Origin of the sequence: Candidatus Sororendozoicomonas aggregata, from assembly GCF_031528575.1 — a bacterium.
In the GTDB taxonomy this organism is placed as follows: domain Bacteria; phylum Pseudomonadota; class Gammaproteobacteria; order Pseudomonadales; family Endozoicomonadaceae; genus Endonucleibacter; species Endonucleibacter aggregata.
The window spans coordinates 1-10,383 of sequence record NZ_JAVLSP010000111.1 but is presented as its reverse complement, the minus strand read 5'-3'; the positions used below and the strand labels follow the sequence as shown (position 1 = coordinate 10,383).

The 10,383-nt window shown below is 41.7% G+C and carries 12 protein-coding genes; 6 read left to right on the top strand and 6 right to left on the bottom strand.

The genetic code is table 11. The features are described 5' to 3' along the window. The first annotated feature begins 148 nt into the window (after positions 1-148). The 4 genes from V4C51_RS15750 (at position 149) to V4C51_RS15735 (ending at position 4,652) form a co-directional block, all read left to right on the top strand. A complete protein-coding gene (locus tag V4C51_RS15750) occupies positions 149-2,599 on the top strand; it encodes a heavy metal translocating P-type ATPase (protein WP_330927138.1) in 2,451 nt (816 codons plus the stop codon). Beyond that, positions 2,596-2,991, top strand: coding sequence for a Cu(I)-responsive transcriptional regulator (gene cueR, locus V4C51_RS15745; protein ID WP_330927137.1), 396 nt, complete (start codon positions 2,596-2,598; stop codon positions 2,989-2,991). Before V4C51_RS15750 ends, cueR begins: the two co-directional genes overlap by 4 nt. A 234-nt stretch (positions 2,992-3,225) precedes the next feature. Continuing rightward, positions 3,226-3,747, top strand: a complete 522-nt coding sequence (locus V4C51_RS15740) for a hypothetical protein (protein WP_330927136.1) — start codon at positions 3,226-3,228, stop codon at positions 3,745-3,747. Between the two features lie 368 nt (positions 3,748-4,115). Continuing rightward, complete coding sequence (locus tag V4C51_RS15735) at positions 4,116-4,652, top strand: hypothetical protein (protein WP_330927135.1); 537 nt, start codon at positions 4,116-4,118, stop codon at positions 4,650-4,652. 210 nt (positions 4,653-4,862) lie between these two features. On the opposite strand, the gene V4C51_RS15730 is transcribed toward V4C51_RS15735, so the two are convergent. The 4 genes from V4C51_RS15730 to V4C51_RS15715 all read right to left on the bottom strand — a co-directional run bounded on the left by V4C51_RS15730 (position 4,863) and on the right by V4C51_RS15715 (position 7,903). Next, a complete protein-coding gene (locus tag V4C51_RS15730) occupies positions 4,863-6,164 on the bottom strand; it encodes a hypothetical protein (protein WP_330927133.1) in 1,302 nt (433 codons plus the stop codon). Beyond that, on the bottom strand, positions 6,164-6,784 hold the full coding sequence (locus tag V4C51_RS15725; protein WP_330927132.1) for a TauD/TfdA family dioxygenase: 621 nt from the start codon (positions 6,782-6,784) through the stop codon (positions 6,164-6,166). Before V4C51_RS15725 ends, V4C51_RS15730 begins: the two co-directional genes overlap by 1 nt. A gap of 2 nt (positions 6,785-6,786) precedes the next feature. Further along, complete coding sequence (locus V4C51_RS15720) at positions 6,787-7,155, bottom strand: glycine-rich domain-containing protein (protein ID WP_330927131.1); 369 nt, start codon at positions 7,153-7,155, stop codon at positions 6,787-6,789. A gap of 550 nt (positions 7,156-7,705) precedes the next feature. After that, entirely contained in the window at positions 7,706-7,903 is a 198-nt protein-coding gene (locus tag V4C51_RS15715) for a hypothetical protein (RefSeq protein ID WP_330927130.1), read from the bottom strand. A 50-nt stretch (positions 7,904-7,953) separates the two neighbouring features. Between V4C51_RS15715 and V4C51_RS15710 the strand changes: the two genes are divergently transcribed. Further along, complete coding sequence (locus V4C51_RS15710; RefSeq protein ID WP_330927129.1) at positions 7,954-8,280, top strand: hypothetical protein; 327 nt, start codon at positions 7,954-7,956, stop codon at positions 8,278-8,280. Between the two features lie 9 nt (positions 8,281-8,289). Here V4C51_RS15710 and V4C51_RS18090 read toward each other — a convergent pair whose 3' ends face one another. Further along, the gene (locus tag V4C51_RS18090) at positions 8,290-8,523 is read right to left on the bottom strand and encodes a transposase (RefSeq protein ID WP_420797686.1); all 234 of its coding nucleotides are present in this window, start codon (positions 8,521-8,523) and stop codon (positions 8,290-8,292) included. Between the two features lie 107 nt (positions 8,524-8,630). On the opposite strand from V4C51_RS18090, the gene V4C51_RS15705 reads away from it, so the two are divergent. Then, positions 8,631-9,137, top strand: a complete 507-nt coding sequence (locus tag V4C51_RS15705) for a hypothetical protein (protein WP_330927128.1) — start codon at positions 8,631-8,633, stop codon at positions 9,135-9,137. A gap of 385 nt (positions 9,138-9,522) precedes the next feature. Here V4C51_RS15705 and V4C51_RS15700 read toward each other — a convergent pair whose 3' ends face one another. Beyond that, on the bottom strand, positions 9,523-10,146 hold the full coding sequence (locus V4C51_RS15700; RefSeq protein ID WP_330927127.1) for a LysE/ArgO family amino acid transporter: 624 nt from the start codon (positions 10,144-10,146) through the stop codon (positions 9,523-9,525). Positions 10,147-10,383 lie beyond the last annotated feature (237 nt).

Below are 10,383 nucleotides of genomic sequence, written 5' to 3'. Positions count from 1 at the left end.
TGAGGATAATAGTGGGGCTATTTGACGAAGAAGCAGGAATTTTTAGACCAATTTATCGCAACCGCAGTAGGGCAGTCTATTCTCGGACAGGCTCCTAGTAAGGGTAAAGCTTATGCTTTGAGCATTTCCATAAAAGAGAGTAAATCTTATGGATGCTCGGCAAACACAACTGGCGTTGGGTGGTGTTAACTGCGCCAGTTGCGTTAACAAAATAGAGAAGGCGCTGTTAGCTGTTCCCGGTGTATCAGAAGCCACAGTGAACCTGATGGAAAAAACAGTGACAACCCGTGGCACCGCGACAGAAGAGGTAATGGTTAACGCCATTAAATCGGCTGGCTATCAAGCAATGGTTACCCCCTTTCATGCATACCATCTGACCATTGCCACTATGCGCTGTGCGTCTTGTGTCGGAAAAATTGAAAAGGCACTGTCCCCCCTGCTCAGTCACCATGAATTTTCCCTGAATCTCGCAGACAAAACACTCACGATTAACCGCTCTGTTACCACAGCGGACGTTATGGGTGCTTTGGAAAAGGCCGGCTTTCCAGCAACCCTGATGGATGCTCAAAAGAGCAGCCAGGCAAAACAGGAAAAGAATGACCACAAACGCTTTCGCTATTTACTGAAACACACGGCACTGGCCCTGGGGTTGGGTATTCCCCTGATGGTCTGGGGGCTGGTAACGGGTGAAATGAGTGTGAAAAACTCTGCTCAGCAAACCGGCTGGGGAATCGTAGGACTGTTAACGCTGTTGGTACTGGTCTTTTCTGGCGGGCACTATTTTAAAGGGCTATGGCAGGGTATCAAACACGGTAATGCAACCATGGATACACTGGTTGCCATGGGCACCGGTGCCGCCTGGTGTTACTCCATGATGGTTGTGCTTTTCCCTCAATGGTTACCCATAAATGCCCGCCATGTTTACTTTGAAGCCTCTGCCATGATCGTCGGGCTGATTAACCTTGGGCAGGCACTGGAGTTACGTGCGAAAGGAAAAACCCGTCAGGCCATTAAACGCTTGATGGGGCTACAGCCAAAAACAGCGCGCGTTATTCGAGGGGGGGGTGAAAGGGATATTGCCATTGAGGAGGTTATCCCCGGCGATAATGTCCGTGTTCGCCCCGGTGAAAAAATACCTGTTGATGGTCGTATTATCGACGGTGTCAGCCATGTGGATGAATCAATGCTGACAGGTGAGCCCTTACCTGTGAAAAAGATAGAAAAGGATTATGTCAGCGCCGGTACGGTGAATAAAAACGGCACATTTATTTTTGTTGCTGAGAAAGTGGGCACAGAAACTGCTTTGGCGCATATTATTGCTTTGGTGAGAAAAGCCCAAAGCACTAAAATGCCCATTGCCAGGCTGGCTGATAAAATCTCTGCTGTTTTTGTCCCTTCGGTTATCATTATTGCCATTGTTTCTGCTGTTATCTGGCTGCTGGCAGGGCCATCCCCTGTCCTTCCCCATATGCTGGTTGTGGCGACAACGGTATTAATTATTGCCTGTCCCTGCGCACTGGGTCTGGCAACGCCCATATCGGTGATGGTAGGGGTAGGCAAAGCGGCAGAGTTGGGGATACTGGTGAGTAAAGGCGATGCGCTTCAGTCCGCTAGCACTCTGACAACGGTGGTACTGGATAAAACCGGAACCCTCACAGAGGGAAAACCTTCTGTTACAGCGTTTACGTGTTATGGGGGCTGGACAAAACAGGCATTGCTCCAGGCTGCCGGAAGCCTGGAGGCGGTCTCTGAACACCCCCTGGCTGAAGCAGTTGTTACTTATGTGCGTGATCAGGGCATTGTCTTGCGGGAAGTGAGCGACTTTAAAGCCATCACTGGTCTGGGGGTTCAGGGCACAGTCGAGGGTCAATCTGTTTTGTTAGGCAGTAAAGCCTTCATGGATGCTCGACACATTGTCGTCAGTCCTCTGGAGCAAGAGGCTGAGCACTATGCCGAGCAAGGACAAACACCTGTGTATATTGCTGTCTCTGGTCAGCTTGGCGGAGTCATCAGCGTTTCAGATCCCCTTCGGGCCGACAGCCGCTCAGCTATTAAACGTTTACAGCAGCAGGGTCTTCAAATAGTGATGTTAACCGGTGATAATCCACAAACAGCCAACGCCATTGCCCGCGCCGCAGGCATTGATACCTTTTTTGCACAGGCGCTGCCACAAGAGAAAGCTGAGCATATCCGTCGGCTGCAGGCACAGGGTGAAAAGGTGGGCATGGTCGGTGACGGTATTAATGATGCGCCAGCACTGGCGCAGGCAGATGTAGGCTTTGCCATTGGCTCGGGTACTGATGTGGCCATGGAGGCTGCTGATATCACTTTGATGCGCTCATCCCTGCATACTCTGGCAGATGCCATTGAACTGTCCAAGGCGACACTGCGCAATATCCGGCAAAATCTTTTTGGTGCCTTTCTTTATAATACCCTGGGCATTCCTGTGGCAGCGGGTGTTTTGTACCCCTTTACAGGTGTATTGCTCAGCCCTGTTGTTGCCGGAGCTGCCATGGCTCTGTCGTCTGTTACCGTGGTGTCCAATGCCAGTCGCTTGAAACGTTTTAAGCCCGCCCGGAGAGTGGAGTGTGCAGAATGAATATTTCCAGCGCAGCAGCGCTTACCGGGCTGACAGCAAAAACGATTCGTTATTATGAAAGCATCCAACTGATCACACCGGCACAGCGGCAGGACAATGGTTACCGGGATTATCTGCCGTCTCACATTGAGGAACTCAACTTTATCAGTCATGCAAGGGGACTGGGCTTTACCTTAAAAGAATGTGCGGAATTATTGAGTTTATACCGGAACCGGCGACGGAAAAGCCATACGGTAAAAAAACTGACTATCAATAAAATTGCTCATATTGACAATAAAATTGCTCAGCTGACAACCATCAGGGACAGCCTGAAACAGTTAGCCCAGTGTTGTCATGGTGATGAAATGCCAGTGTGTCCTATTCTTGATCACTTGTCGTCCACTGATACATAGCTGCTTTAGAAGTAATCTTTTGCTACTAAGGTCGCCGATAAACGCGTCTAAAAAGTAGACTTTGTCAGATAGCAAGCTATTCGCCTCTGGTTATCAACTTTTTATTTTCCACTTATATTCCATAATAGTTCTGAACATATAAAAACTTTACACTTGTTTTCTGTTAAGCAACAAAGTGATAATTTTTATTAAGGTATAATTAATTTCCCATAGATGTATTAAAGGGTTTCTGTCATGAAAGACAAGATACATTTATTACTGGCGGCTCTAGTGGTTTCCACCTCCGCTTCGGCAGCCACCATCAGTTTTACTCAGTCTTCCCCCCCGATAGAAATAAAAACGCCAATAAAAGTGATAGCACAGGGCATTAAAGGATTGGAGAAATCTGTAAAAGCTGAGGGGACGTACACAATAGAAAATGATGATTTAAATAGACCAGTTGGTATAAAAGTACTTGTTCTTAATATGAAAGGTGACACCCAGCAAATAGCAATCGGTTCAATTCGCTGGTCTCCAGAATCTAATCTAGACCCATCAAGTTCATACACGTTTCTGCTGTCAGCCGGAGGGCAGACCAAATCAGTAAAACCGAAAAAAGATTATTGTATGACTGTATCGTTGGATGGTCACGCGCTGGGCAAGAGTTGTTCCAGCCACAGGCACTTCTGGGACCCTACCACGGTAAAAAATGTTAAATTCACTAAAGACTCAACTATTGCTGTTAAATTATTTTATCCAGTGAATCAGCCATCGTGAACCTCAAGCTTGCAATAATTCCGCAGCGGACTAAAACGGTGACTCATACCCCTACAGTCATTGCTCGCCAATGGTGTTTAGAAGCCAAAGTTTAGCCCTTGCCATTGACGAGCTTTTCTGCGTTGCCAATGATTGCCGCCGTGTAGCTAAATGTCTTGCTGCCACTGCGGCCTCCGATAAACGGATCTAAAAAGCCGCTCATTAAACAGCAGGCTATTCGTCTTTCAATATCGACTTTTTATTCTCCGTTTATATTGAATAATGGTTCTGGGCAGATAATTTACACTTTTTTTCTGTTAGACGACAAAATAAAAATTTTTTTCAGGGTATAATGGATATCCCATAGATGTATTAAAGGGTTTCTATTCATGAAAGACACGATACATTTATTACTGGCGGCTATGGCGATTTCTACCTCTGCTTCGGCGGCCACCATCAGTTTTACCCAGACGCCTCCCCCGCCAAAAATAACAACGCCAGTAAAAGTAATGGCACCGGGTATTAAAGGATTAGAGAAATTTGTAAAAGCTCAAGGTAAATTTACAATAGAAAATGAGGAATATTTAAAAAGACCAGTGGGTACAGAAATAGTTGTCACTAATATGAAAGGTAAAACCCAGCAGATCGAAGTCGGTACAATTCACTGGGCTCCAGAAACCAGTCCGGGCGGGAGTGCGGCTGAACCCTATCTATACACGTTTATACTGTCCGCTGGAGGGTATACTAAACAGGCAAAACCAAAACAGGATTATTGTTTGACTGTATCAGTGGATGGTCACTTGATAGGTACGAACGCTACCAGCCATAAGGCGTTTTGGAGTCCTACCGTATTAAAAAATGTTCCATTCACTAAAGATTCAAATATTGATGTCAATATATCTTATCCGGTGCGTCAGCCCTCGTAAACTTCACTAGCTTACAATAAGCCGGTAATGGGCTAGGAGCCTGTCGGACTTAAGACAATTTTGACCTAAAATCCAGAAAGTGCGACAGGCTCCTAGAATTGTGACCATACCCATAGAGGTAGAGGAAGAAACACTCACTGACGTGTAAGCGCCCTTTCTCCCTGAGCAGAGCGAGGGCTGTGTAGGGTGAGAAAAAGAAATCGAAATAGGTTAAGAGCTGCTGCTAAATTTAAGCATTGCTTTTTTATACTTTTTATCCTTAGAGTACCATATATAAAAAATGTGATTAACTAAAAATGGAATGAAATAACCAATAATAAATATTGCAATAAAGTTTTCGTTGTTAGAAAAAAAATATATTATAGGCATGCCTATAATATATGTTGCAACCAACTCTGAAAATGCCATAGTAAGATTATTTTCAGAAATTCTTATTATGCAAACAGATGAAACTGATAATGACAAAGGGAAAATTAGACCAATGACTATTAGGGTTACCCAGAAATATTCTTTCACATTAAACATCTCAACTATTACATAGTATCCAAATATAACCATCAAAAATAAAACAACACCTAATAGAAAAAAAGAAAGTTTATTTATAACTTTCAATTTATCATCAATGCTAATTTCTTTATTTGATGATATAAATGATACGCCTGATAATAGTATTGATATAAAAGGTCTAGAGAAAAAAGTATATATTGTTACCCCGGTATTAAATGCTATGACAATACTAGATGTTGTCTTTTCTTGTATTATTAAGGCAAAAAATAATGGAGAAAGGGTAACCAAAAGCATATAAATACTATCCCCTGTAACTATCTTTTTTGATCTACGCAAAAAACTTTTTGCCTTTTTAAATAAAAATTTATTCAGTATGGAGACTCCCAGCTTTCTTTTATATATTAGAAATGTAGATGTTTGTACTATTAGTGTTGTTATTGCAAAACCTATAAATGCATGGGCTTCATTATCCAATAAATAAAGGAATAAAAAATTACCTAAAAAATTAAATGAGTTTCCTAAAATTTCGACTTTTAATATATATGGCATCTTTTCTTTGGCGATCAGCATGTATCGCATAACATGAGAAGAGCAAAAAAACACCCCAGCAATACCTTGAATTAAAAAAAATTCTGATACACCAAGTATGTGGCTTATACTCGATATATGAAAAAAATATGATGATGTTGAAGCGATAAGCAGTAAAAACAAAGAAGAAGATATAATTGATAAAGACAGCCCTCCTACCATATATGGCAAGCTACTACCAGGTTCTTTTCTTATTAAGATCACAGAAGAATGCCCTATAACTTTAGCAATAAAAGCAAACACCATTGGATAATAAGCGATAAAAGAATCTGCTCTAAAATAATCTGATGATATCTTTGATGAAAAAGCTTGATCTACGACAATATAAAGAGTTCCGAGTATACCAGCAAAAAGTATTTGAGAGGTGTCTTTAAGAAGTTTTACTGTCTGATTATTGTGATTACCATTAATCAACATTATTTCCTTGTTAACCAAAATCTTTTTAAATGCCTAGATGTTGCTTTTGATAAGGCGTCTCTACCATGTAACATTCTTTGATTGTCAATAATCAACATTTGGTTTGGCTTCAACATTATTCTTCTTGATAAAGAAGAATGTTGTCTTATTAGCTTTTTTAATGTATTTAACTCCTTTGTTTTTTTATCACCATCAATATACCACGGTGTGTAATATAGCTTATATTGATTTTCGTCCTTCGTTATAACAGGGTGATACTTTTCTCCACCACCATTAATAGATGGGTATGGTAGAAAAGTACTGCTCAAATTCTGTATTTCTCTTTTATTTAACTGATTAATAATCTTTCTCGAATCAAAAATAATAGAACCCCCTGACATTTTATCTTGTGATATGCACTGCCATGCAATAATGTTTGCTTCTGGACTATCCGTATGCAGTGGCAGCTTATTTATTCCGTGAATATATCTTTTACTTTCAGGGTTAAATTTTATATCTGATACTAATATTATCTCTCCCATAAGATTTAAAATATCATTATATTTAAAATTCTTTCCATAATTGCACATAAAATACCCGTCATTTACTAGGGATTTTTTGATATTTTGTACTTTGCACATAGTTAGCCAATCAACTCTGGAAAATCTTTTTTTACTAAAAATAGTGTTCTCTTAAAGCATCTTTCTAGATTTTTTTTATCTTCCTCTCCTCTCTTACCAAAATAAGGGAAATGGTGAAGATAACATCCGAATATATTGTTGCAATCATCCATATATTTCCTTGTATCTAGGATGTGATAGTGCCAAAAGCAATCGATATCTTTTGTTGGTATTATTTTTTCATTAGGATACTTAAACTTAATAAAAAGGAATGACTTATATAATATCTCAATATGATTAGCCTTTTCTAAGTCCCAGTTTAGCCCACTCTCTTTATCACAAAGATTCCCTTTAATACATTCTAAATCAAGATTTTCTATTTCTTTTTTCATATCTTTATTTTTTTTAACGTTGCAACCAAAAATACTTCAATAAAAAGCATTCTGGTTGCGTTATCTATATTAGTAACAACAGGCTTTTTCGTCGGAAGTCCAAGATGGCTTGCTTTCAGTTTCTGTTTTATTATCCATTTTTATACCTATTTACTTTGTATTAGTGAATTTTAATTATGGGGGGAAAGAAGATAATCTAATATAAGATATTATACTTACTACAATAAGAATTTACCCTTATATCATGGTGTTGTTCATTCCCTCACTAGAAGTACGGTGCTTTCCGTACTGTTGGTATCCCTATCCTTGCATAACCATTCAGTGTTGCTCGTGGAGGGGAGAGGTTCGCTGACGATAAGGAAGATTACCGGATGTAGCCGGAATGGCTGAATATGCGGCCTTGCTCGGGTTTTTATGCAGAGGGTCGGTGGTGAAGAGCGCTTAACAGATACCCTGTTACGCCGTAACAAAACGAGCCGAATCAAGTGATTATTCGGCTCAATAAGTGTCGAATTGTGAGCCGAATAACTAAAAGTTACGCCGTAACTTTCTAGTTTGGATTGACGTAATCGTTTACCTCAGCATCGCTCATACCTTCCATTAACGCTTTCTCGGTCATCTCCAGCAGATCCTCAAGGCATTGGCGTTTCGTTACGACGTAACGTTCAAGCGTTGGGGGAGCCTTGTCGACTTTGCCATAGTGAGTACTGGCGACAATGGCAAAATTCAGGATTAAGTGAAGCAGCAAGACTGACCAGAGTTGATAGAAAGACCATCTATAAACACATCAAAAAAGGCATGGTATCGGCCACGTTAGACGAGCATGGAAGCAAGTGTATTGATGCTGCCGAGCTACATAGGGCTTATGGTAGCTTTGAAGCACCGGCGACAAGTGGCGACAATATTGGCGACACGGAAACGGCTAGTGTTGTCGCCGAGCTGCGACAGATCAGGGAGGCTGTAAAGCTACTGACTGAAGAGAACCGGAAGCAGTCGGCAGAGCTTGCAGCCATCAAGCAGGAATTACGTGAAAGGCCAAGACTCACACACAATCCAGTGAAGACCATTGCTGCATCTCACCCCTTCACTCACTATCCCCAAGGGGGTGTAAAATCACACGTTTAGCCCTTGCCATCAACGGGTTTTTCTGCTTTGAGTGGCTATACCACCAAGCTGTTCATAGCAAACAGCCCACAGAGGGCTGTCATTACTCCGGCTCTCTTGTTTTTGTATGTATTGTGCCAATACTGACAATGGCGCGTCTTTTGCCGTTATAAGGCAGTAGGCTCTTATCCAGAGTACAGGCTTCCAATAGTTAGTAGCCTTTGAGATGTGCTGAAAACTTTTTATTCTCTGTTTATGTTGCACAATAGTTTCAAATAAAAGCTTTACACTTGTTTTCTCTTAACCAACAAAGCGAAGGTGTTTTTATGGTATAATAAGGTACCCTTACTTCATTAAAAGGGTTGGCATTCATGAACAATAAAATACATTTATTACTCATGGCTATGGCGGTTTCCACCTCTGCTTCGGCAGCCAGTATTAGCTTCACCCAGCCTGCTCCCCCAGCAAAAATAAAAACGCCAATTACCGTAACGGCAAGGGGTATTACCGGATTGGAGCGGCCTGTGAAAGCTGCTGGTAAATTTCAAATACAAAATGATGGTCAAAAAAAAGTAATTGGTACAAAAGTAGTTATCAATAATATGAAAGGTGGCTACCCTCAGATAGAAACCGGCTCAATTGATTGGAGTCAGGAAGGCGTGGGCGCATCAAATAAATACACGTTTATACTGTCGGCTGGAGGGTATCCCAAGTCCGCGGATAAAAAACAAGATTATTGTGTGACCGTAACAGTGGATGGCAAAAAGGTAGGCAAGAAATGCACAAGCCATAAGGCATTCTGGGACCCTACCACAGTGAAACATATTCCAATAACCAGCACATCAAATATTGCTGTCAGTTTCTCTTATCCATCGTGAGCCTCACCAGCTTAAGAAGCAGTCTTAAAAGTCTGCCCGTAGCGAGGACTGCGAGAAATGGAGGATAAAAAGTCGGTTTTGTGAGGAGATAGCGGGACTATTTGACGAGCAAAAGCGACTTTTTAGACCCATTTATCTTAGCCGCAGTAGGAACATGACTTATAAGACTGCTTCTAAAATAATACGGTAGTAGACTAAAATTGTGACGCGAACTCCTACAGCCATTACACTAACCCGGATATTTCATAAACATGCTCCTGGCCTTGCGGCTCTAAAGGAGTTTATGAAATATCCGGGCTAACGCTGTATAAGGTTAAAAATCACAAGTTTAGCCGACCACCTTCACTTTCACTGTGCCAGAAAATATAAATGCTTTTATACGCTTTTATATCAACCGGACAGCCAGTGAAAAAGCAATGCTCCACATGAGAACCGCAACAAAACCATCAATGCTCCGCTGAACGTTCGGTTTTGACAACCAGGGAGAAAATTTAGCGGCTGCTGTCGTTAAGCTAAAAAACCAAATAGCAGAAGCGGTAAATGTTCCCAGCGCAAAAGCGATGCGCAACTCTGCTTCCATCTGATTACCAATGCTGCCGAGGATAACCATCGCATCAAGATAAGCATGGGGGTTTAACAACGTAACAGCCAGTGCACCAAGTAAGACACCGCGTTTGCCTCGCGTCAGCGCATTGCCTTTATCAGACGCCAGCACTGAAGCAGACCCTTTGACAGCTCGTTTAAAAGACAGTAGCCCGTACCATGTCAGAAACACTACGCCTGCCAGGGTGATGAAAAAAAGTACCTGCTCATTTTGTGAAATAAGTGCACCGGCCCCAAATATACCCAAACTAATCAGCAGCACATCACAGACAATACAAATGACAGCCGCCAGTAAATGAAAGTTACGGCGAATGCCCATATTAATCAGATAAGCATTTTGCGCGCCAATGGGCACAATCATACCCAGGCCAATGCCCAGGCCCTGTAAAAATGGAAACAGATACATGGTTATTCCTAAAACCAGCAACAAAAGTTTATTCAATAAAAAAATAGCGGTTTATACTTACCAGGCATTTTGATAGCCAGACATTTTGATAAAAGTTGCCAAGGAGCCTGTCGGACTTATGCTTTCGAGCATAAAATCCAGTAGGGCGAGTCAGAATTTTCGATCAATTTGTGCGAATAGTTGACCTATTTAAGCAAATTGATCGGAAATTCTGGCCGCACTTTCTCGCACTTTCTC